We start from the raw sequence: 24,398 nt of genomic DNA on the forward strand, positions 1-24,398 counted from the left end.
ATTATAGGATTATGCTAATCAGATATGGTCGCATCATACGGCATTATTGGTTTACCCAACGTAGGAAAATCTACCCTATTTAATATATTAACTAATTCTAACGTAAAATCAGCTAATTTCCCCTTTTCAACTGTTAAACCTAATGTTGCTAGAGTATTAATAATAGATCAACGTTTAAATAGACTAGCTAAAATTGTTAATCCACGGTTAATAGTACCAACTGAAATAGAATTAATCGATATAGCAGGGTTAATTAAAGGTTTTTCTCAAGGAGAAGGATTAGGAAATAAATCTCTTAATTATATTAGTAATGCCGATGCTATTATTCATGTTATACGTTTTTTTAATGATGATTCCATAATTCACATAAATAACGAAATAAATCCTATTAAAGATATAAAGATTATTAATGATGAACTTATTTTAACTGATATAATAAAATGTGAGAGTATTGTAAATTTTCTTACATTATATCTTCAATCCCACAAAAAGAAAGAAAATGAAAAATACAACTATTTACGTTTATCGGTAATTCATAAATGTTTAGATTATTTAGATAAAAATTTAATGTTACGTCAATTAAAAATCACTGAAGAAGAAAGAAACATTATTGATAATTATCGTTTTTTTACATTAAAACCAAATTTGTATTTAATTAATTTTAAAGAAAAACAAGATTTGAAAAAACATTACTTAAAAAAAATAAAAAAAATTGCTGAAATTGACGGTTCTATACTACATAAATTTTGTATAACATCAATACAAGATGGGCACAATGATAAGATAAAAACTATTAATCAGTTAATTAATGTAATTTACAAATTATTAAATTTACAAACTTTTTTTACTGTAAATAAAAAGGAAGTTCGATCGTGGACAATTCCTGCATGTAATACTGTTCTTCAAGCTGCTAGAAAAATACATAGTGATTTTGCACAAAAATTTATTTGCGCACAAATCATCAAATTTAACGATTTTCTAAATTATGAGGGAGAGCAAAAATCCAAAAAAGCAGGAAAAGTCTTTTTTGGAGGAAAAAATTACCAAGTTAAAGATGGAGATGTAATAAAGATCATTCATAGATAAAATGAAACTATTCCCTGTATTTTAAACAATTAGCAAATATTGAAAACGAAACAAAAACATGCAACACAAAAAGAGCAGAGATGTCCTTCTTCTTTTTCTTTATTTTTTATTTGAAGGACAAAATCTCTCTTTCCTCTATCCCAAATCTGTATACTTTCAAACAAGAACCCATAATCAAATGTTTTAACGTCTATTGCCAAAAATACGTAACATCATTAAAAATAGATTAATAAAATCAAGATAGAGAGTCAAAGCACCTATAATAGAATAGGTACGGAATTTTTCGTGATCTTCCATTGACAACGAAGAACCAATAGATTTTAACTTTTGAGTATCATAAGCAGTTAATCCTACAAACACTACAATACCAACATAAGTAATTAACCACATCAAAGGTGTACTACTCATCCATAAATTCAACAATGATGCTAACATAAGTCCAATAACCGCCATTAATAATAAATTACCGAAACTACTTAAATCCGTTTTAGTAGTATAACCATACAAAGCCATTCCACCAAACATCCCAGCAGCAACCAAAAAAGTGCCAGCAATAGAAGAAGCGGTATAAACAATAAAAATGCTAGACAAAGTTAACCCAGTTAACACTGAATATAACATAAATAAAGTCGTAGCCAAAGAAGCACTAAGTTTAGTTACTATTCCAGATAAAATAAACACCAGTACCAATTGCCCAATAACTAAACTGAAAAAAACAACTTGATTAGAAAAAATTAACTGCAATACAGCTGGCGTAATTGAAGTATACCAAGCAACAAAACTTGTTAATAATAAACCACAAGTCATCCAACCAAAAACTTGAGCCATAAACGGTTGGACTATGCTTTTAATTCGTTCTTCAAAAGTAGTATGAAAACGAGGGAATCTATCCATAATAACTCACCTTTAATAAGTAAAATGAAATAAAGACTGTACAGAAATCTTAAACGTGTATTTCAAAAATCAATTACACACTTAATTACGATCCACGAAAGCATAACATATAAAAATAACTTAATACAAGATTATTTTTCAAAATGTTTTAAATTTTCAAGGAAAATTTATTTAATTAATAACTATTATTCGTTGTATTTAAAAAGATTACCCACATAGGTTCTGAATCCAAATTATATCTAGATAATAATTTTAAATATCCGTTACATAGAATAGTATAAACAGAAATATTTTTACCTTTTTGATTAGCTACTATTAAATAACACCCTGTATTATCAATTGCGAAGCTTCCAGGTTGTTGATCATCCATGGGTTCATATCCAATAAATTTCAATGTTCCATTAGAAAATACTTTAAAGTAACTAATGATATTAGCGGCGCGATCGGAACAATATAACCAACGATTATTAGGAGTAACATGAATATTCGCAGCCCAATGTGTTTCATCATAACATCTAGGTATAATATTTAAAGTTTGAATAATTTTAGGTTTATAGTAATCACTATGAATGTCAATAACACTAACAGTACTATTAAGTTCATTGATAACATAAGCATACTTTTCGTGATTACTAAATACCATGTGACGAGGGCCAGAGTATTTTTTAATTTTCACTAAGAATGAATACTTAATAAATTCTTTTGTTAAAGAAATGTCAAAAATACGAATACAATCTTCTCCTAAACATGGAACCCATAATCTACTATTATCATTATTTTTTTCCACATTAACGGAATGACATTTAATCAATCCTTTTAATATTTTAATTGGTTTAATAAACTTACCTTCTTGAGTTAGCTTAATAACTGCAATTGAATTATTATGATATAAAGCGCAAAATAATTTTTTTTGATAATTGTCTATAGATAAATAAGTGGGACTTCCAGGTAACGATATTTTATCCTTTATTGCAATTAATGTGCCATATTTATTAATTTTATAACCAATAATACTAAAAACAGGACGGATACCTATATACAAAACTCTTTTATTTGGATGAATCGTTAGCGGTTGTGCATTTCCGGGAGTATTTAGTATTTGCAATAACGTTAGCAGACCACTATAGTTAATGGAATATACGTAAAGCTTTTGAATGTTCGGAATAGAAACGTAAAAAATTTGTGTCATTCTATGTGCATAAACTTATTCATAAATAATCCTTGAATCATACCATTAATCGTTATACAGTATAATAGAATTTGATACTATACTTAAAGTACAGTTTAATCAATTTAAATTCTAAATAACTTACACAATAATAACTATTTTAAATATTAAGGCATTAAAGATTGTTAGAAACAATATGACTATCACCAAATTAGTTATGGTTAGACACGGAGAAAGTCAATGGAATAGAGAAAACAGATTTACTGGTTGGGTAGATGTTGATTTGTCTGATCAAGGTCGTGTTGAAGCTAAACGGGCTGGCAAGATACTGAAAAATAAAGGATTTATATTTGATCGTGGATATACTTCAGTATTAAAACGCGCCATTCACACTTTGTGGCTTATAATTGACGAATTAGATCAAGCATGGTTGCCAATTAGGAAACATTGGAGACTCAATGAACGTCATTATGGTATGCTGCAAGGATTAAATAAAGCTGAAACAATTAAAAAATTTGGAAATGATAAAGTACAGCAATGGCGGCGTAGTTTAAATGTTGCTCCGCCTAAAATTATTAATAATGAAAATTTAGGATATGATCTTCGTTATATGAACAATGGCTTAAATCAGCTACCTGATTCCGAAAGTTTGTCTTCTACCATAAATCGAGTACGTCTGTGTTTAAATTATAATATCTTACCTAACATAAAGCGTGGAAGAAAGTTAGTTATAGTTGCTCACGGTAACTCTATACGAGCCATGATAGTCTTATTAAATAATCTGAAGGATGAAGAAGAAATTTTCCAATTGAATGTACCTACAGCAACGCCCTTAATATATGAGTTCGATGACAAAATGCAAATTGTCAGTCACTATTTTTTGAATCTAAACTGAAACAATTAACTACTGTTTTATTATATAAGAGATAACGTGAAAAGATCAGAATAAAATGGGACCTCACATGTATAAATGTGCAACAAAAACTATCGGTTAGTTCGGAACGCGATCCTTGCGTCTTATCCGAAATTAAGTAAGACTCAGTTTCAATAAAATGACTAAACGACCTAGAATACTTATTTATCAAAGTAACATTCAGAAACCAAGCAAAACTCGCAAAATTTGTAATGTAACATATTATAATAACTGAAGTCAAAATTTTATAGTCTGATATGTTTCCATTCTATAAATATAGATAGTTGTATTTAATTTAATTAAAGATATATTCGTATTCAAATAATATTAATGTAATCAAAAAAAATTAATTAAAACGCTATTAATTCGTATATTTAATTTGATTTAAGATATTTGATAAAATCAAACATTAAAATAAAAAGTCATAGACAATTTATAACAAATTTCAAAGTTGTGTTAGATGCTTTTGTATTTGCTTAGCAGCATCACTATGAGGATATAATTTATTAATTCGTTGATATATTGCTTTCGCTTTGTCTTTTTGCCCTTTGTTTTGCATAATAATACCAAGTTTTAATAAAGCATCAGGTGCCTTCGAAGATTTAGGATATTTTTTCGCTATTATAGCAAAATAATAAGAAGCATCTTCTTGTTTGCCTTTGTTGTAATTCAACTGTCCTAACCAATAATGTACATTGGGTGAATAAATAGAATTCGGATAATTTTGTAAAAAATTCTGAAATGCTATAATGGCTTTATCATGTTGTTTTTGCCTAATAACTAACGATAAAGCTGCATGGTAAGCATCGTGAATACTTTTATTATTCGAATTAATAATAGATTTTGTTTGTTCTTTTTGTGTAGGAGACTCTTTCTTGTGGGAAGGGATGCTGCTTTTATCAATATCATTAATTAATTTGTTGATCTGTTGAAAAATATTATTTTGTTTACCAACTATCAACTTTAGTTGATATTGGTTTTCCTGAATTTGTCCACGTAATAAATTAATTTCTTCTTGATTATTTAATAATTGTTGTTGTAATTCAACTAAACATTGACTGTGAGCAATACATATTCGTTCTATTTGAAAGACTTTCTCATCCACGGAAGGAATATTTATTTTTTTTACAGAAACTTTAGCGACTGAACACCAATGCATTACGCTAAAACTTAAAATTAATATTCTCAATAAAAAATCATAACTCATTTTTTAATAAGATTTAGTTATTAAGATACACAAGTACAGCGCGACGATTTTTAGCATAAGCTTCTTCGTTATGCTCTGATACTACAGGTTTTTCTTTGCCGTAAGATACTATCTTTATTTGATTATTTAATACACCTCTAATTTGAAGGTACATTTTTACAGAATTTGCACGACGTTCTCCTAAAGCAATATTATATTCTGGAGTACCACGTTCATCAGCATGCCCCTCAATAATAACTTTAAATGATGGATTATTAGATAAAAAAACAGCATGTTCATCCAATATTTTAGCAAACTCATAAATGATATTGTACTTATCTAAACCAAAATAGATTGTATTATTCTTGCGTAATTCTTGTATTTTTAAAATAATTTTTTCATCTGTAGAATTTTTTTGGATTTCATCATGCGTTACAATACTATTATTAATTATTTTTTTATTGGGAACGCAAGAAGCGATTGAAATTATCAAAATTAATAATAATAATTTGCTTAATAACTTTGATATTTGAACTGATTGCATTTTAGTTATTCCTTTTTGTGTTGTGCTAAATATATTTGACTAAATTGAAAATTTTTACCATCATAAAAATGGTGACCAAGCAGGAAATCTAACATCTTCATTTTTGTTAATTGTAGGCAAATAAGCTTTAAATATTCCATCAATTGAAACTAACTGTAATGAATATATCTCACCATTCTGCATAGCGCTATAGATAATCATGAAGCCATTAGGAGAAATACTAGGAGTCTCATCCAATAATGTATTTGTTAATATTTGTGTTACCCCTGTAGTTAAATTTAACCTAGCCACATGTTGCATGTTATCATTGTTCTTATTAATTAAGATTAAAAATTTACCATCCATACTAACGATGGCATTTTGATTACTAATACCTGACCAAGATAATCTCTGGGAATTTCCTCCATTGGCATTAATTTTATATATTTGAGGATTTCCTCCTTGATCAGAAGTATAAACTAAATTTTGGCCATCTGGAAACCAACTAGGTTCAGTACTATTGTTGCGACTATTTGTAATTTGATGAATGTTTTTAGATATTAAATCTATTATATAAATATTTAAACTTCCTGTGTTCGATGAAGCAAAAGCTAATTTCTTACCGTCAGGAGAAAAAGCAGGAGCACCATTATGCTGTGAAAAATTCACTATTTGACGAATAATCCCATTACTCAAAGTATGTATCACAAGTACCGCATGTTTATTTACAAAAGTTACATACGCTAAATTATCACCATCTGCCGACCAAGCCGGGGACATTAATGGTTCCAATGAGCGATTTATGACGACTGGATTATAACCGTCGTAATCTGCAACCCACAATTCATAAAGACATTGATTTTTTTTATTAATTCTTGCCACATAAGCAATCCGTGTACAAAAAGAACCTTGGATTCCTGTCAATTTTTTAAATACTTCATTACTAATAACATGTGCTACATGTCGTAACCATTCTTTATTTACATTATATTTATTACGTAAAAGGACCGTACTAGTTTGTCCTGCAATATCAATCAATTGATAAGCAATATCATAAGAATCATTACCTTTTTTTTCTAATTGACCTATTATAATAGCATTAATATCTAATGACACCCAAAGAGCAGGCTGAACTTCGGAAGTATTGAATGGTTTTTGAGGTAGAAGAGACTCAGACAATACTTGAAACTTTCCAGTATTACAAAAATCATTACTAATGATTTTACTGATATCTTCTGGTTGTTCATCTATTCCTTTCCATTCAAAAGGCACGATCCCTATTGGATATGCTGAATTCACACCTTGTGTAATCTCGATATATACTTGCGCATATCCAAAATTTACATTATATATTAATAAAAACAAAACAACTAAAGATACTAATCTGAATTGCATATTTCCAAAACTATTTTATAAAAAAATCATATCAATAATATTAAGTAATTGCTTTAGATTTATCAACTAAAACCTTAATGAAGTATCATATTTATCACCAACTTTAGAGTTATTTAGGTGAAAATCTAATTGTCGTATCTTGAAATAAAGTATAAATACGATGATTTGGTGGCTTAGGGATAATTGCTAATTTTGCTGCTAATATCGCGGATTGACACAAAGACGGATCACCAATAGCAGAAATTATATTAACTAACCTACCATCAGCTGTTATCTTGATTTGCAAATCGCAAGTTAAACCAATATAATTGGAAGCATTATAGAATTTATCACTGATAGCTTTATGTATTTTTTTTTTATATTCCGTGACTAAATTACATTCTATGTTATTAAGACTTTTTTTTTCAGAGATATAAGAATTAGATCGCATGCCTTTATTGTTACTTAATTTATCCAATAAATCATCTACGTCAAAATTTGTTTTTAAGTAATTATTTTCTTTTTTTGTAGTGTTTATTATGATTTTTTTAAGAACATTATCATCAACCTTTTTCCTTTTAAAATCTTGTATTTGATCAAAACGATCGTTATTAACATTAACTAATTTTTTTTTCAAGATTCTAGATTTCTGTATACTTTGTTTATCATAATCATTATTACCAACCGTTTTAGGAAAATCTATCATATTGATATTTATCGATTCATTTATAATATAGTCGTTTATTTTTTTTGTATACTTTGAATGATTATAGCTTAAAAAAAACACTAAAAAAAAGTGTAATATAATTGATAAAATAATGGATATCCCAAATTGACTAACATATTTGTTAACAAATTTTAATGACATTAATTTTCTAACCTGTCAATAAGATAAAATTTAACTTAAAGATTCACATAAAATACCATTCAGATAATCTTAGTCATCATACTAACTGATTTTATACCAGCTTTATGTAATAAATTTAATATTTTTACAATTTCCTTATAGACTACATTTTTATCACCTCCTACCAAAAAGATTGTGTCAGAATTTGTATTGATTTCTTCACGCAACTTCGTGAAGATTTGTTCAGAGGATATTTTTTTTTCCTTTTTACCATTAATTATTAAATTATAATGTTCTCTTCCTAATACTTCAATGATTACAATAGAACTATCACTTGAATGAATAATTTTTTTTGAATTTGTAGCAGTAGGTAATTCAACTTCAAGATTATGATTAAGAACTGACGGAACAATCATTAAAACAATTAATAAAACTAATAATATATCAAGAAGTGGTACAATGTTAATCTCAGATTTAATTTTTCTATACATCTGTCTTTGATAGTTCATTTTTTACATCTTTTTTTACTTTTATTCTTAAAATACTGTAATTTTGTTTATACAAAATTTCAATAAATTCTTCCATAAAATTGTTATAAATTTTTTCAATTTTATTAATGCTAATATTAAGATGATTAAAAGCTATAATTGCAGGAATTGAAGCAAATAAACCAATTGCAGTAGAAAATAATGCTTCAGCGATACCTGGTGCTATTATTTGTAAAGTAACATGTTGAATGTTGCCTAATTTATTAAAAGAATGAATTAACCCCCATATTGTACCTAGCAACCCAACATATGGACTTATAGAACCGATAGTTCCAAGAAAGGGTATATACCTATCCAATGTTTCTAATTCGAGGTCGATTGAAATACGTATAACACGTGAAGTACTATTAATTACCTGATCAAAGCTAATATTAGCTATACGTTCTAATCTAGAAAATTCTCTAAATCCAAAAAAAAATATTTTTTCTAAACCAATTAATTTACTTTTATATTTCAGAATATCTTGGTAAATTTTATTAATTTCTATACCTGACCAAAATTTAGTTTCAAATTTTTTGATTCTAACATTTAAACATTCAATAATAAATATTCGATGTATTATAATACTCCAAGATATAATTGAAAAACTAGCCAATAACAATATGATCAATTTTACTATAAAACTGATTTTAATAAAGAAAGTTAGAATATTCCAATCAATCATAAGATGTCATTTATTTCTTGAGTTTGCGCAATTTTAATCAACTAAATTTCTTAAAATTAGATTTATTTAATTTATAAATTATGTTTTAAATTTAATATGTACTGTGTTTTTTTTAAATAATGATAAATAGAGAAATATGTTCTGTTAATAAACAAATAAAACAACAAGACTCTTTGTTTTAAATATAAATAATAAAATAAATAATCTAAATTATAAAATTATTTGCACAAAATCTAAAATATAAATTGATTCATCTTAATATTTGATATTTTAAAAGAAAAGACATGAAGCGAATCATATTCAATAAATTAATATCCAAATTATTAATTAAATAATATTAAGATTCATAATCAACGGAAATTACTTATTTAAAAGCAAAAAAACTTTTTACAGTTTTACCAATATCAAATAAATTATTTACAATTTTAACACCTGCTTTTGATAATAAAGATACTTTTTTGTCTGCCATACCTTTATTCCCTGAAATAATAGCACCAGCATGTCCCATGCGTTTACCTTTAGGAGCGTTAATCCCAGCAATATATCCAACCACTGGTTTATTAATAAATTTTTTAATATAAACTGCAGCTTCTTCTTCAAGTGAACCGCCTATTTCTCCGATCATTAGTATTAAAGATGTTTTGGGATCTTGATTAAATAATTTTAAAATATCAACAAAATTTGATCCAAGTATAGGATCACCACCAATCCCCACGCAACTGGATTGTCCACATCCAACGTCAGTAATTTGTTTTACTGCTTCATACGTCAAAGTACCAGAACGAGAAACAACACCAACTTGTCCTGGATAATGTATATCACTAGGCATAATGCCAACTTTACTCTCACCTGGAGTTATTATACCAGGACAATTAGGACCAATCATACAAATATTATTCTGCTCTAATTTAGCTTTAATAATAACCATATCTAATATAGGAAGACCCTCGGTAATGCAAACAATTAATTTTATACCAGCATCAATTGCTTCCAAAACAGAATCTTTACAAAATTTTGCAGGCACATAAATAACCGATGTAGTAGCTCCAGTATTAATTATAGCTTCATAAACGCTATTAAAAATTGGTAATCCAAGATGTTTTTTGTTACCTTTTCCTGGAGTGACGCCACCTACAATTTTAGTTCCATATAACAAAGCTTGTTGAGAATGAAATGTGCCTTTTTTACCAGTAAAACCTTGACAAATCACTTTGGTATTTTTATCAATTAAAATTGACATTCATTACCTCGCCATAATAACTGCCTGTTGAATTGCAATTGTTAGATCAGTAAAAGTATGTACGTTAATTATATTGCTACTAGTCAAACGATCGTACCCAAACTTAGCATTATTTCCTTCTAATCTTATGGCAACAGGTATTGTAATTTTATTATCTATAAGAGCTGCAACAATGCCAGAAGCTACTAAGTCGCAACATACAATACCACCAAAAATATTAATCAAAATCGCTTTCACTTTTGGATCAGATACAACAATCCTAAAAGCTTCTGTTATGCGCTCTTTGTTAATATTACCACCGATATCCAAAAAATTCGCTGCTTCGCCACCATAAAGTTTAATCATATCTATGGTGCTCATTGCAAGACCAGCTCCATTAACCATACAACCAATATTACCTTTTAAAGATACATAACTTAAACCTAGTCTTTTAGCATATACTTCTCTTTTATTTTCTTGAGTAACATCATACATTTCTAATAATTTTGAATGTCTAAATAATGCATTATTATCAATATCAACCTTAAAATCTAAACAAATAAAATTATCATCATGAGTAATTGCTAATGGATTTATTTCTGCTAATGTTAAGTCATTATCAAAAAATAATGATTCCATACCTACAAAAATCTTATTAAATTCCTTAATTTGTTTATCATTTAACCCCAATTTAAATCCTAATAAACGTCTTTGGTAATCTTGACTCTTAATAAATGGATCTAACGAAACTTTATACAATGAATGTGGTGCAGATTTCGAAATTTGCTCTATATCACTTCCGCCCAAAGTAGAAGTGATACAAAGTACACGCGAAATACCTTGATCTATAACTAAACTAAAATAAAGCTCTTTTTTAACATCCACATAATCTTCTATAAAAATTTTGCCAACTGGTTGCCCTTTAATATCTGTTTGATGAGTAATTAATCTATTACCGAACCAATATTCAGCGAAACTTAGTGCTTCTTTTTTAGATTTTACAACCTTTATTCCTCCAGCTTTTCCTCTACCACCTGCATGTACCTGACATTTAAGAACCCATATACCTAAATTATTTTTTGAAAAAAACATTTCTACTTCACGTAAAGTTTCACACACTACTCCTTTTAAAGTTGGTAATCCATATTTAGCTAACAGTTGCTTAGCTTGATATTCATGTAGATTCATAATTTTATTTTATCTAACTAAATAATTTTTTAAATATAACTACAATTTTATTCTTATAAATTCTTTGTAATATAACAATGAACTAAACAAAACAAAAGCTATATCCCTAACCAAAGGCGAAGAGGCTCTTCTAACATACTTTTTACTGTATTTAAAAAACCAATTGAATTCCTGCCATCAATCAAACGATGATCATAAGACAAAGCTAAATACATCATAGGTAAAATCACTATTTGTTGATCTACCACCATAGGACGATCTTTAATAACATGCATGCCTAAAATTGCGCTTTGAGGAGGATTTATGATAGGAGTGGACATCAACGACCCAAATATACCTCCATTACTAATAGTAAAATTGCCTCCATCTAATTCTTCAGCTAATAATTTCCCATCCCGACTTCTCATAGCTATCAGTTTTATATTTTTTTCGATATCAATCATACTCATAGTATCTACATTTCTTAATACTGGTGTCACTAAACCTCGATCTGTAGACACAGCAATACTAATATCAAAATAGTTGTAATATACTATTTCTTCTCCATCAATAGACGCATTAATTTCAGGAAATTTTTTCAGTGATTCAAAAACAGCTTTTACATAAAAAGACATAAAACCAAGTTTTACACCATGACGTTGTTCAAAAGATGCGGCATATTTTTTACGCAGTTCTATTATTGGCTTCATGTTTACTTCATTAAAAGTAGTTAACATCGCCGTGTTTTGTTTTACTTCTACAAGACGTTCAGCTATTCTTTTGCGCAAACGAGTCATAGGTATACGAGTCTCATTACGATCTTTAGTCAAAGCAGACAAAATCTCAGTTTGATCTAAAAATTTGTCTTGATGAACGCATTGCTCATCAATCATTTTATTTTGATTTAATGAAACATTAGGATCTTTGTTTTCTTGTATGAAATTACTATTTTTAACACCAGATGTTTCGTTATTATCTTCTTGTGATTGAATTACCTGCTTTTGAACATCAGTAATCAAATTATCTTTATTATTTTCATCATAATTAACATAAATAAGACGGCCTAATATTTGTTTTGAAACAACAACAGCTCCCTCTTTTTCAATTATCTCTTCCAAAATACCTGATTTTTGCGCTGGTATTTCCAACATTAGTTTATCAGTTTCAATTTCAACTAATATATCATTACGTTGAATAGTATCACCTATTTTTTTATGCCATACTGCCACTGTTGCATCCATAACAGATTCAGGTAAATCTGGAACTAAAATGTTTATGCTGTTCATCTTATAACCCTTATATGATTAATCAATACTTAAAGCATTATCGATGATTTTTTTCTGTTGTTTTTGATGTACAGACAAACTTCCTACTGCTGGTGCAGCAGAAGCTTCGCGACCAACATAACTTAAGGAAATATTTTTAGGAACAATCATGCGTAAGAAACGCTGACAATAATACCACGCCCCCTGATTTTCTGGTTCTTCCTGGCACCAAATAATTTTTTTTATATAATTAGAATAAGAAAGCAGAAGATTTTTTAATTCTTCAAAAGGGAACGGATAAAGTTGCTCAATCCTCAATATAGCCACATTACATTGTCTATTTTTACAACGTTGGTCTAACAAATCATAATAAATCTTACCTGTACATATTATAACACAAATTACAAAGCAAATATTAATATTTTTATCTAATTCTTCAATCACTGTTTTAAAGGTACCATAAGCTAATTCTTTTATTGGAGTAAAAGATGCAGAACGACGTAACAAAGATTTTGGTGACATAACAATCAATGGCTTTTGCACATTACAAATTGCTTGACGTCGTAACATATGATAAAATTGACCAGCTGTAGATGGAATGCAAATTTGCAAATTGTTTTCAGCACACAATTGAAGATAGCGTTCAAGACGTGCAGAAGAATGTTCTGGGCCTTGCCCTTCATAGCCATGAGGTAACAACATAACTAAACCACTTAACCTTCCCCATTTTTGTTCCCCAGAACTGATAAATTGATCAATTACAATTTGCGCACCATTAGAAAAATCTCCAAATTGAGCTTCCCAAATTACCAAAGTATATTTAGACTTATTGGCATAACCATATTCAAATGCTAAAGTCGCTTCTTCAGATAAAACTGAATCCCAAACATAGTAAACACCTTGATGGTTGCCAATATGTTGTAAAGGAATATAAAATTCACCGTTTTTCTGATCATGTATTACAGCATGACGATGAAAAAAAGTTCCTCGCGCAGTATCTTCTCCAGACAAACGAACAGATATCCCTTGGTCCAAAATAGTTGCATAAGCTAACATTTCTGCACCTCCCCAATCAAAAAATTTTATTCCTTGAGACATACTAATCCTGTCAGAATATATTTTAGATACTCGAGGATGCATAACTATTTTATCAGGTACATCATTGATAAGATAAGATAATTTCTGTAAATAATCTATATCTATTTTATTAGGATAAGAGACGCAAGAAGATCTATCGGATATGCACTCAGATGTAGCAGATTCTACATTTACATTTTTACATTCTTGCAACACACAATCCCCTTGATCTAATTTTTTTTTAAATTCATTAATCATGTTTGTGATGTCATTTACTTCAATTACCTCATCTTGCTTTAATTTATTGGAATAAATTTGACTAATACTAGAATGTTGATGTATCTTCTGATACATTAAAGGTTGAGTAACAGAAGGGTCATCAGCTTCATTATGGCCGTGTCTACGATAACATACCAAGTCTATTACCACGTCTTGTTTAAAAGCATTACGGAATTTTAAAGCAACAATGATTACCTGCATAACTGCTTCAGGATCATCGGCATTAACATGGAAAATTGGTATATGTAACATCTTCGCAATATCCGTACAATATTCTGTAGAACGAATATCTTTAAGATTTGAGGTGGTAAAACCTATTTGATTGTTGATAATAATATGTATGCTACCACCAACACAATAAGCTCTAACTTTTGACATATTAAATGTTTCTTGAACTATACCTTGTCCACTTATTGATGCATCACCATGCAAAAGAACCGGTAATATCATATTTTCATTTTTAATTTTTTCATCAAGTCGCGCACGAACTGCACCCATTACAATGGGATTAATAATTTCAAGATGAGAAGGATTAAACATCAAAGATAAATTAATTAAATTACCTTCTACTTCTAACTCTGAAGAAAAACCCTTATGATATTTAACATCCCCGCTACCAAAGTCTTTATAAGAATCATTATCAAGAAATTCATCAAATAATTTTTTGGGATTTTTGCCAAAAATATTAACTAATACATTTAAACGACCGCGATGCGCCATACCCATCAATATCTCTTTTACACCATGAATAGAAGCCTGTCGTATCATTTCTTTCAACATTGGAATTAAAACATCGCAGCCTTCCAAAGAAAATCTTTTGGCTGCTGGAAATTTAATTCCTAAATAGCACTCAATCCCTTCTGCCGCTACTAGTTCAGCAAGTAATCTTTTTTTTTCTATATTATCAAAACTTAAATCCTTATTTAAATTTTCTATGTAATGCTGAATCCAATAAATATGATCAGTATCAGAAACATGCATATATTCCACACCTATGGAACCACAATATGTTTGTTTCAAAAAATTATATAAATCCAATAATGAGATATTTTTGAACGGCACATTAAAAAGGTCGACATCAAAAACTTTTTGAAAATCAGAATCAAAAAAACCATAATTTTGCAAGCATAAATCGTTTGAAGATTTTTGCCTCCACAAGTTCAATGGATCTAAATTAGCAAACTTATGACCATATGAGCGAAAATCATTTACTAATTTAAACAATTTTATATATTCATGATTTAATTTAAAATCAGCATTGACAGCCAAATTGCCGACAAAATCATTAGACATATTTCCCACTGTACCACTATCCAATTCTAAATTAGATTTTACGAACCCTAATTTATTTTTAATATCCTCAGTAGCAAAATGTCTAAATCTCAATTTCCAATCTTCCCCCACAGAATCAGGATTCTTCAAATACAAGTCATACAATTGTTCTATATACGATCTATTAGAACCTGTTAAATAAGAAGAACTTAACCAATTTTTTATCACATTTTTTTGCATTGAAAACCTTAACTTCAATGAAGTAAACTTCTATATTTTAAAATAATTTATGTTTCCAAAATACACACCGAAATCTTGAGTATTTTGCTATCGTTGCTTTTCGTCACTATTTAAAAGAACAGTATAACGCAAAATACAAAATAATTAAGGAAAAGTAAATAATCATTCATAAAATTTTAAATGATAGAACTTTTCAGCAACATACGCTTTATATGATTAATAGCCTCAGTTGGATTTAGTTTTTTAGGACATACACTAACACAATTCATTATATTATGACAACGAAATACACTAAAAGAATCATTTAAATCATTTAATCTTGCTTTTTGAGCAGTATCACGACTATCTACCAAAAAACGATAAGAAATTAATAATCCAGCTGGACCAATAAATTTAGTAGGATGCCACCAAAAAGACGGACAAGCAGTGGAACAACATGCACATAGTATACATTCATATAATCCATCGAGTTTAGCTCTATCATCAGGAGATTGCAAATATTCATGTTTTGGTTGATGAAAACTATCATTTATCAAAAACGGTTTAACTTTTTTGTACTGAATATAAAATTGTGACATATCCACCACAAGATCTTTAATGATTGGAAGACCAGGTAGAGGTCTAATGACAACCTCATTGCTGTTTTTACATAGTATCGAGACCGGAGTAATGCAAGCTAATCCATTTTTGCCATTTATATTCATAGCGTCAGAACCACATACTCCTTCTCTGCAAGAACGACGAAAAGTTAAAGTAGGATCGTATTCTTTTAATTGAATTAATGCATCTAATAAAGTTAAACTAGATCTATGTGATATATTTAGGGAATATTTTTGCATATAAGGAGCCCTGTTGCTATCTGGCTCGTAACGATAAATAGAAAATAATACATTCATATTTTAAAACTTACCATAATTCATTAAATCAATTAATAAACACGTGTTTTAGGCTGAAATTTTTTACATGATTTCACTTCATTGTTTATATCCCTACGTATCATGCTATCACTTTTAGGTATATATAATGTATGACAAAGCCAGTGCTTATCATCCCTTTTAGGAAAATCTTGACGACTATGTGCTCCTCGACTTTCTTTCCTAAAATTAGCGGATAATGCTGTAGTATATGCTGTTTCTATCATATTATCCAATTCCAAACATTCAATTCGTTGTGTATTAAATATTTTGGAACTATCTCTTAAGCTGGCATATAAAACTTGTTCACGAATTTCTCTAATTTTTTTTAGTCCTGTAACCATCATCTTCTCCTCTCTAAATACCGAAAAATTATTCTGCATACAAGATTGTAGTGATTTGCGAATTTCAACAGGACTTTCACCAGAACGATTCTTATTCCAACGAAAATATCTACTTAAAGCAACTTCAAGATCGTAACTACTAGTTTTACGCTCTAAACATTGATCTTCCTTTATTAATTTTTGCAAATGCATGCCTACAGATTTACCAAATACTATAAGATCTAGTAAAGAATTACCCCCTAATCTATTAGCTCCATGAACTGATACACACGCATTTTCACCTATTGCAAATAAACCTGGAACAATAACCTCCTCTCCTTGAGAACTTATGCTGATTACTTCCCCATTAATTGTGGTTGGAATACCTCCCATCATATAATGACAAGTAGGAACTACCGGAATTGCATTTTTAACCGGATCTACATGCGCAAAAGAACGAACTAGTTCTAAAATACCTGGCAATTTTAAATTTAATGTTTCCTTACCTAAATGATCTAGCTTCAATTTAACATGAGGGCCATAAATTTCATCATCAAATCCTCTTCCTTTCAAAATTTCGGTCGTAATAGAACGAGCAATTATATCTCTACTAGCTAAGTCTTTAACATTAGGAGCATAGCGCTCCATAAATCTTTCACCATATTTATTTAACAGATAACCACCTTCACCACGACATCCTTCAGTAACTAAAATGCCAACTCCAGCAATTCCTGTAGGATGGAATTGCCACATTTCCATATCTTGTACTGGTATATTTGCTCGTAAGGCCATACCTATTCCATCTCCAGTATTAATATAAGCATTGGTAGTTGATTTATATATTCTACCAGCCCCGCCAGCCGCAAGAATGGTAAATTGTGCTTTAAAATAAATTAATTCTCCACTAGCTATACATAGCGCAACGCAGCCAACTATCCTACCATCTTGATTTTTTACTAAATCAATAGCATACCATTCAGAAAAAATAGCAGTATTACTCTTTAAATTTTGTTGATATAAAGTATGTAATAAAGCATGTCCTGTACGATCTGCTGCTGCTGCCGTACGTGAAGCTTGTTCTGCACCATAATTAATAGATTGACCACCAAACGGTCGTTGGTAAATACGACCGTTATTTAAACGAGAAAAAGGCATTCCCATATGTTCTAGTTCTAATATTGCCTTCGGACCATTCTTACACATATACTCAATAGCTTTTTGATCACCTATGTAATCAGACCCTTTCACTGTATCATACATATGCCATCGCCAATGATCTTCATGACAATTTCCTAAAGCAACTGTAATCCCACCTTGAGCAGATACTGTATGAGAACGTGTTGGAAAAACCTTAGATATTAATGCGCAAGAATAACCTGCTTGAGAAATCTGTAATGCCGCACGCATTCCTGCTCCTCCCGCTCCAATAATAATAGAAGAGAATTCTTTTATTGGCAAATTCATTTCTAAATACCCCATACTATTTTCATGCCATAAAGCAAATAATCAATCAAAATTAAGATGATCACCGCTTGCATGATTCTCTTTAAAACCAATAATTTTATATAGTCTGTCAATACATGACTTATCCCAAGCCAACTATGTATCAGAACAGAAAATAATGCTAACGTACTAAAAAATTTAGTTACTTTTTTGTGAAAAAAAACATACCACGTCTCATATGTTATGACGTCAATAAAAAAGACAAAAGTCAACAAATAGATAGCGTATAATAAAACAATCATCCCAGTAAAACGCACTATCAACCATTCACAAACTCCGTTCAATTTGAAAAAAACGTCATTCACCAAATAACCACTCCAATTACAATTGATAATATAATAGTTAACAGACATACAATACTTGCAGTTATTTTACCGACCAACATGCTTTGCTTTAAATAATTAAAATCCATCAATACATGACGCATACCACTAATACTATGATAAGTAAAAAATGTTAGAATACCCCAAATCATTACCTTAAAAGTATTTTTTTGCATCATAAAAATGATGTAATTAAAGCCTTCTGGAGAAGTAGTAGACAACTTGAGCATCCATAATAATATACTAGTTCCTGCAAATATAATTACACCTGAAATTCTATGAAGAATTGATACTATTGCACTCAAAGGAAAATGCATTGTTCTCAAATTTAAATTAATAGGTCTCTGTCTTTTCGTTGATCTATTCATTTTTAAGTTAAGGATAGCAAATCAATCGATAACAGATACGATTAGCAAAATTATTAGATGCTAACATATCTAAAATATTTATGATACATAAAATCAGAACGTTGTAAATATTTGTTAGCTCAACAAATAATTTTAATTACCGGAAATAACTAACAAAACCGAACAAACAACAATAAGATAGAATCTTTCCTCACTAAAGTTCAATGAATTACATTTATGATAGAGATTATTTGCAACTCTTAATTTTACAAAAATAACATACTTTAATCACTTTCACAAAAGTATTCAGAATTTTAAAGATTTTAAAAAATTTTTAAAATATATTTTATGAATTTTCTATCCATATAAAATTTCACTATAGACAACCATTAAGCAATTTATACGATTTATAACATGATTGGAATTTATTACAATCATTTTTAAATAACAAAATCCCCACCCATAGAAACTATAATATCTATTTAGGCTATAGATATTCAATAAAAGATTTCCTTGAATGCACATCAATTAATACTTTAGTAAGATTATAACCTAAAATATAAATTTATTGAGTGGGTAATGACTCATGATAATCTTTACTGTCTTTACTAGTTAATTGCAATAATTTATACTACTTCTAAATTCACAACGAAAATTACATTTACTGATAAATGTGAAAATAGCTAAAAATTAAAAAATAACAATCACACATTTGTATCTAACTCATAATTCTAACAGACTATTAAACAATTATTTAGTAGCTAATGCAAATCTTCTTACTTGTATTACTTCCTATTTCTAATTATTGAGAATCCTATTAATTGTTGTAGCAAGCGCTAGAATTTTACCAATATATCACTAGATTTAAACTATAAAATTAAATAATTTCTTTTTCAGTATATAATTGTTTAGTCCTTACGGTGAATCACCTAATTTCATGATAGTTATTTTAGATTACTAATTCAATAATTTTAGTTAAATTTTAACATACTTTTGCTCAAAAATTTTAATATATATAATACACTACAACAGGTTTTATTCAACATAACCTATTACTTGTCACAACAATTGCACTTAATATTCTTTATTTTCGAGAAGATCATGAAATAAAGGAGATAATGATACCACGAACCATGATACATTGACATGAAGTATATAGTGGTTCAAGATAATATATGTAATATCCACTGAAATCAGAAGTAACATTATCATCTTGCACATAACTCCAATACTACTACGTTTATTTTATAACAGAAATAGAGACAGGTTAAGGAATAACATAAACGTCTTTTTTACATAATACAAACTGATTACAACCCTACTAATTCTTATATCTAACATGTCTCTTAACTAAGGGCTGAAGTAAAACACTTACTGAAAACACAATTTTAAACACACTAAATAATTAGAATTTCAAACCTAACTATTTAAGTACCATCCTGCGCATCAAGATATAATTTGTGATACTGTATGATATTAAATAGCTAATATTAGTTAGATACATGCAACAAACATTTTTGTCTTTCATAACAGTTAATCAATTCATTTTATACAAAGTTTTTACTAAATTATAATAAAATAAACTGTTGCTACACATAGAAACAATAATCTTAAATATTCGTTCAAAAGTCATGAAATTAAATTATAGAATAAAAGAAAACAATAGCAGAAATCCATTATCTTCTTTCACAATATTATTAATTCATGGTTTATTTGGAGATCTAAACAATCTTGGAATGTTAGCAAAAAACCTTAAAATATATTATAAAATTTTACAATTAGACTTGCGCAATCATGGTAAATCACCACATGCAAATACTATGAGTTATTTAGAAATGGCGCTCGATATTATACTTTTACTAAATAACCTTAAAATAAATCAATGTATTATTATTGGACATTCAATAGGTGGTAAAGTAGCTATGTTTTTATGTAAATTAATACCAAAACGCATCATAAAAGTAGTAATTCTTGATATGGCACCAGTTAGCTACACTGTACGTAATAAAAATCCCGTGTTTGCTGCTATAGACAATGTAAATAAAAAAGGTATTATAACAAGAAAAGAAGCTTTCCAAAAAATGAAGAAATACCTTTCTGATGATAAAGTGATTTTGTTTTTATTAAAATCTTTCCATGAAGGAAAATGGTTGTTTAATATTCCTATTATTAAAAATTATTACAACATTCTTAACGATTGGGAAGAAAGTCATCCTTGGCCAGGAGATATTCTATTCATTAAGGGAGAACTTTCTTCGTATTTAAGTACAGAATATTACGTCAGCATTTTTCGACAATTTCCTCAAGCAAAAATAGAAAAAATACCTAAATCCGGACATTGGTTACATTACGAAAAACCAGAAGCCGTATTGAAAAAAATCAACACCTTTCTCTGGACTAATCCTAACTATAGTTAACTCATAAATCAACAAATAAAACAATAAGCACACTAATCAAAATAGAAAACAAATTCTATGAAAAGAGAAAATCTGACCTTGACTTACAATATCAATATTCAGATAATATATTCATTATGAAGATTTGGGTAAAATTATCATCATAGCTAAAATTGTAGGAGCATTATGTCATGACAGCTAAAATAGGGATTTTTTTCAGTAGTGATACAGGCAATACAGAAAAAATTGCAAAAATGATAAGAAATCAATTTGGTATGAATGTTGCAGATATGTTTGATGTTGCGATAAGTACTAAGGAAGATTTCGAAAGATATGATAACTTATTGCTTGGGATTCCTACCTGGTATTATGGAGAACCTCAATGTGACTGGGAAGACTTTTTGCCAATTTTAAAAACAATTGATTTTTCTGAAAAAAAAGTAGCAATTTTTGGTTGTGGTGATCAAGAAGATTATGCTGAATATTTTTGTGATGCTATGAATATATTGAGAGAAATTATAGAAAAAAATGGAGCTACTTTAATTGGAAAATGGCCCAAAACTGGGTATCATTTTACATCTTCTAAAAGCATAATCGAAAAGGATTATTTTATTGGCTTAGCTATAGATGAAGACAGACAACCAGAAATGACTCCAATACGTATTAAAAATTGGGTTAAACAGATAAAAAATGAAGTTAATTTGAAATAAAAGTAAATTCATATTTATCAATCTGTAACTCGTAGATTGTACAAATGTTTTAATAATTTAAAAGGCGTAATAATTCGACGATCTACCATAAAGTTTATAGAATGAGTTATGATTTCATTAATTTATCCGTTGCGCCATGTAGATTGTTTGCATCTTGCGTTTTCTTATTTTTATAATGAACACCTCTTAATTTTACAGTTCTATTAAATACAAACTTATATTTACTAAAATGATAACTATCAATACAGAAATATCCTTCACGTTCAAATTGATAATGTTTCTTATTTTCAGCATACAGAATATTTCTTTCCACAAAACCATGACACACAGTTAAAGATTGTGGATTTATGTATGACAAAAAATCTTCTGAAAAGGGATAATTTGTTGTAAATAAATAATCATATAGATAAAATTCCGCAGCTATATTTTTAATGGCGGAAACCCAATGAATAATTCCTTTAACTTTGCATTTATCTAATGGATGCTGATTTAATGTTTGTGGATCATAAGTACAATAAATTGTATCAATTACTCCATGTTCATTTTTTTTTATACTTTCAGCTTGAATAACATAAGCATTACGTAAACGAACCTTTTTGCCTAACATCAATTTTTTAATTTTTTTATCATCAACTGTTTTTTCAAAAAAATCATTACGGTCAATAAATATTTCTTTACTAAAAACAACTTGGCGAGTTCCCATATGTAAGTTAAAAGGATGATTTAACATAGTAATGTTTTCTTCATATCCTTCAGGTAAATTATTAATAATCACTTTTATGGGGTTTAAAACAGCCATAATACGTGGAGCACGTTCATTAAGATCCCTTCTAATACAAGATTCCAAGGCCCCCATTTCTATGCAATTTTCTTGTTTAGTAATACCGACACTACAACAAAATTCGCGAATAGATTTAGGAGTGTAACCTCTTCTACGTAAACCTGAAATAGTTGGCATACGAGGATCATCCCATCCTTCTACTAAATTTAAAGATACTAGTAATCCAAGTTTACGCTTAGACATTACAACATATTCCAAATTAAGACGTGAAAATTCATATTGACGTGGTCTATTTTTAATACTGATATTATTTAAAATCCAATCATATAATCTACGATTATCTTGAAATTCTAAAGTACATAATGAATGCGTAATACCTTCTAATGCATCAGAAATACAGTGAGTAAAATCATATGTAGGATGTATGCACCATCTATTACCTATGCGGTAATGATTAATAAATTTCACTCTATATAGAACAGGATCGCGCATAACCATAAAAGGAGAAGACATATCAATTTTAGCGCGCAAACAAATACTGCCTTCAGCAAAATCTCCATTTCTCATTTTTGAAAATAAAAAAAGATTTTCCTTAATATGCCTAGAGCGATAAGGGCTATCCTTTCCTGGAGATACTAAGGTCCCACGATATTCACGCATTTTATCCAAAGGTAATTCATCTACATAAGCTAAACCTTTATTTATTAATTCTATAGCATAATTGTATAATTTTTCAGAATAATCTGAAGCGTAATGTACATTATCCCATTTAAAACCCAACCATTTGACATCATACTTAATAGCATCTACGAATTTTTTTTCTTCTTTTGCTGGATTTGTATCATCAAAACGTAAATTACATTTACCTTTATAAGCCTGTGCAATACCAAAATTTAAACATATAGATTTGGCATGTCCAATATGTAAATAACCATTAGGTTCCGGAGGAAATCTTGTATGTATTGATTTGCATTTACCGCTAGCTAAATCTTTATCAATAATTCGATTAATAAAATTATTTTTTTTTTGATTAAATTTATTCATAAAATAAAATCTCCACTACAAGTGTTTACCAGATTATGGAAAACTAAGTTTTTAATTTAAACTAAACAAATTATGAAGTAGTATATGTGTCTATATGTGTTTTAAATAGTACTTTTTAAATTACGAAACATTCTAATATTTAAAACGTTTAAAATATAAAATTTAATTAAGTTATAAACATTGCTATAAAACACGTTATAATTTAAAATAGATTCGAAGTAACTCAAGTAAAATACAAAATTTGGTAATGATTCACTATCATCAAAGATGAAATATTTTAACTTAAACAAGTTTTCTGTACTTTAATGTACTAAAGTCTAAAGTTAAAAATTGTT

Annotated in this window: 21 protein-coding genes; 4 read left to right on the forward strand and 17 right to left on the reverse strand. The window is 28.8% G+C overall.

Annotated elements, in window-relative coordinates:
* Nucleotides 1-24 precede the first annotated feature (24 nt).
* Nucleotides 25-1,086, forward strand: a complete 1,062-nt coding sequence (gene ychF, locus GN160_RS00510; RefSeq protein WP_192380488.1) for a redox-regulated ATPase YchF — start codon at nt 25-27, stop codon at nt 1,084-1,086.
* A 183-nt stretch (nt 1,087-1,269) separates the two neighbouring features.
* Here the strand turns inward: ychF and GN160_RS00515 are convergent, their stop codons facing one another.
* Nucleotides 1,270-1,980, reverse strand: a complete 711-nt coding sequence (locus GN160_RS00515; protein ID WP_192380490.1) for a Bax inhibitor-1/YccA family protein — start codon at nt 1,978-1,980, stop codon at nt 1,270-1,272.
* 175 nt (nt 1,981-2,155) lie between these two features.
* Complete coding sequence (locus GN160_RS00520; protein ID WP_192380491.1) at nt 2,156-3,169, reverse strand: beta-propeller fold lactonase family protein; 1,014 nt, start codon at nt 3,167-3,169, stop codon at nt 2,156-2,158.
* Between the two features lie 175 nt (nt 3,170-3,344).
* Between GN160_RS00520 and gpmA the strand changes: the two genes are divergently transcribed.
* On the forward strand, nt 3,345-4,043 hold the full coding sequence (gpmA, locus tag GN160_RS00525; RefSeq protein WP_192380493.1) for a 2,3-diphosphoglycerate-dependent phosphoglycerate mutase: 699 nt from the start codon (nt 3,345-3,347) through the stop codon (nt 4,041-4,043).
* A gap of 463 nt (nt 4,044-4,506) precedes the next feature.
* Here gpmA and ybgF read toward each other — a convergent pair whose 3' ends face one another.
* The 14 genes from ybgF to sdhC all read right to left on the reverse strand — a co-directional run bounded on the left by ybgF (nt 4,507) and on the right by sdhC (nt 19,153).
* Nucleotides 4,507-5,268, reverse strand: a complete 762-nt coding sequence (gene ybgF / locus GN160_RS00530) for a tol-pal system protein YbgF (protein ID WP_192380495.1) — start codon at nt 5,266-5,268, stop codon at nt 4,507-4,509.
* Between the two features lie 13 nt (nt 5,269-5,281).
* Entirely contained in the window at nt 5,282-5,791 is a 510-nt protein-coding gene (gene pal, locus GN160_RS00535) for a peptidoglycan-associated lipoprotein Pal (RefSeq protein WP_192380497.1), read from the reverse strand.
* A gap of 60 nt (nt 5,792-5,851) precedes the next feature.
* The gene (tolB, locus tag GN160_RS00540; protein WP_192380499.1) at nt 5,852-7,165 is read right to left on the reverse strand and encodes a Tol-Pal system beta propeller repeat protein TolB; all 1,314 of its coding nucleotides are present in this window, start codon (nt 7,163-7,165) and stop codon (nt 5,852-5,854) included.
* A gap of 109 nt (nt 7,166-7,274) precedes the next feature.
* A complete protein-coding gene (gene tolA, locus GN160_RS00545) occupies nt 7,275-7,850 on the reverse strand; it encodes a cell envelope integrity protein TolA (RefSeq protein WP_192380501.1) in 576 nt (191 codons plus the stop codon).
* A 221-nt stretch (nt 7,851-8,071) separates the two neighbouring features.
* Nucleotides 8,072-8,500, reverse strand: a complete 429-nt coding sequence (locus tag GN160_RS00550) for a biopolymer transporter ExbD (RefSeq protein WP_192380503.1) — start codon at nt 8,498-8,500, stop codon at nt 8,072-8,074.
* The gene (tolQ, locus tag GN160_RS00555; RefSeq protein WP_192380505.1) at nt 8,475-9,203 is read right to left on the reverse strand and encodes a protein TolQ; all 729 of its coding nucleotides are present in this window, start codon (nt 9,201-9,203) and stop codon (nt 8,475-8,477) included. Before tolQ ends, GN160_RS00550 begins: the two co-directional genes overlap by 26 nt.
* 364 nt (nt 9,204-9,567) lie before the next feature.
* Entirely contained in the window at nt 9,568-10,443 is an 876-nt protein-coding gene (sucD, locus tag GN160_RS00560; RefSeq protein WP_192380507.1) for a succinate--CoA ligase subunit alpha, read from the reverse strand.
* A 3-nt stretch (nt 10,444-10,446) separates the two neighbouring features.
* Nucleotides 10,447-11,610 carry an ADP-forming succinate--CoA ligase subunit beta gene (gene sucC / locus GN160_RS00565; RefSeq protein ID WP_192380509.1) on the reverse strand — a complete coding sequence of 388 codons (1,164 nt, stop codon included), beginning with the start codon at nt 11,608-11,610 and terminating at the stop codon, nt 10,447-10,449.
* A 98-nt stretch (nt 11,611-11,708) separates the two neighbouring features.
* Entirely contained in the window at nt 11,709-12,875 is a 1,167-nt protein-coding gene (gene sucB, locus GN160_RS00570) for a dihydrolipoyllysine-residue succinyltransferase (RefSeq protein WP_192380511.1), read from the reverse strand.
* 18 nt (nt 12,876-12,893) lie between these two features.
* Nucleotides 12,894-15,722 (reverse strand): 2-oxoglutarate dehydrogenase E1 component, encoded by a 2,829-nt coding sequence (locus tag GN160_RS00575; protein WP_192380513.1) that lies wholly within the window; start codon nt 15,720-15,722, stop codon nt 12,894-12,896.
* Nucleotides 15,723-15,898: 176 nt separating this feature from the next.
* Nucleotides 15,899-16,618 (reverse strand): succinate dehydrogenase iron-sulfur subunit, encoded by a 720-nt coding sequence (locus tag GN160_RS00580; RefSeq protein WP_192380515.1) that lies wholly within the window; start codon nt 16,616-16,618, stop codon nt 15,899-15,901.
* A 32-nt stretch (nt 16,619-16,650) separates the two neighbouring features.
* Nucleotides 16,651-18,423: a succinate dehydrogenase flavoprotein subunit gene (sdhA, locus tag GN160_RS00585; RefSeq protein ID WP_192380517.1), complete on the reverse strand. Its 1,773-nt coding sequence runs from the start codon at nt 18,421-18,423 to the stop codon at nt 16,651-16,653.
* A gap of 2 nt (nt 18,424-18,425) precedes the next feature.
* The gene (sdhD, locus tag GN160_RS00590; protein WP_225624843.1) at nt 18,426-18,767 is read right to left on the reverse strand and encodes a succinate dehydrogenase, hydrophobic membrane anchor protein; all 342 of its coding nucleotides are present in this window, start codon (nt 18,765-18,767) and stop codon (nt 18,426-18,428) included.
* The gene (sdhC, locus tag GN160_RS00595) at nt 18,764-19,153 is read right to left on the reverse strand and encodes a succinate dehydrogenase, cytochrome b556 subunit (RefSeq protein WP_192380520.1); all 390 of its coding nucleotides are present in this window, start codon (nt 19,151-19,153) and stop codon (nt 18,764-18,766) included. The genes sdhD and sdhC overlap by 4 nt, the downstream gene beginning before the upstream one ends.
* A 1,610-nt stretch (nt 19,154-20,763) precedes the next feature.
* On the opposite strand from sdhC, the gene GN160_RS00600 reads away from it, so the two are divergent.
* Both GN160_RS00600 and fldA read left to right on the forward strand, forming a co-directional pair.
* Nucleotides 20,764-21,549 (forward strand): alpha/beta fold hydrolase, encoded by a 786-nt coding sequence (locus tag GN160_RS00600; RefSeq protein ID WP_192380522.1) that lies wholly within the window; start codon nt 20,764-20,766, stop codon nt 21,547-21,549.
* Between the two features lie 170 nt (nt 21,550-21,719).
* Entirely contained in the window at nt 21,720-22,238 is a 519-nt protein-coding gene (gene fldA / locus GN160_RS00605; protein ID WP_192380523.1) for a flavodoxin FldA, read from the forward strand.
* A gap of 106 nt (nt 22,239-22,344) precedes the next feature.
* Here the strand turns inward: fldA and glnS are convergent, their stop codons facing one another.
* Nucleotides 22,345-24,063: a glutamine--tRNA ligase gene (gene glnS, locus GN160_RS00610; RefSeq protein ID WP_192380525.1), complete on the reverse strand. Its 1,719-nt coding sequence runs from the start codon at nt 24,061-24,063 to the stop codon at nt 22,345-22,347.
* Between the last annotated feature and the right edge of the window lie 335 nt (nt 24,064-24,398).

The organism is Blochmannia endosymbiont of Colobopsis nipponica, from assembly GCF_014857065.1.
Classification (GTDB): Bacteria; Pseudomonadota; Gammaproteobacteria; order Enterobacterales; family Enterobacteriaceae; genus Blochmanniella.